The 461-nt window shown below is 42.3% G+C and carries 2 tRNA genes; both read right to left on the bottom strand.

Features of this window, described 5'->3' with window-relative positions:
• Positions 1-142: 142 nt before the first annotated feature.
• A tRNA-Ala gene (locus UYK_RS0104855) sits at positions 143-215 on the bottom strand.
• A gap of 84 nt (positions 216-299) precedes the next feature.
• Positions 300-373 (bottom strand) — tRNA-Ile (locus tag UYK_RS0104850).
• Between the last annotated feature and the right edge of the window lie 88 nt (positions 374-461).

Raw genomic sequence — 461 nt, 5'->3', positions numbered from 1 at the left:
TGAATATTTTCATTCAGATGCTAGGCTTGAGCCTGGTTTTTGACCTTAGCACGCTTGACACAACATCCACAATTCCTAATCTCACACTCCCACAAAGGTGGAAGTTAACAAATTTTGATTGCTTCATAAGTGTCATTACAGGTGGAGGTTAGGAGACTCGAACTCCTGACATCCTGCTTGCAAAGCAGGCGCTCTACCAACTGAGCTAAACCCCCTCAAGAAATTATGAACTATGAATTCTAAATTTTGAAAGTTTTTTCATTCATCATTTATCATTCATCCTTCAACATTTCCTCAGGTGGGCCATCCTGGACTCGAACCAGGGACCTCACCCTTATCAGGGGTGCGCTCTAACCACCTGAGCTAATAGCCCACAATCCGAACCATTTCATAGTTTGAAAGCCATATCTCAATCCTGCGACCGACCTGGGATATCAAAATTATGAATGATGGATTCATAT

The organism is Fischerella thermalis PCC 7521 (assembly GCF_000317225.1).
Classification (GTDB): Bacteria; Cyanobacteriota; Cyanobacteriia; order Cyanobacteriales; family Nostocaceae; genus Fischerella; species Fischerella thermalis.
The sequence above is the reverse complement of the archived record's forward strand: the minus strand, read 5'-3'. Positions and strand labels throughout refer to the sequence as shown.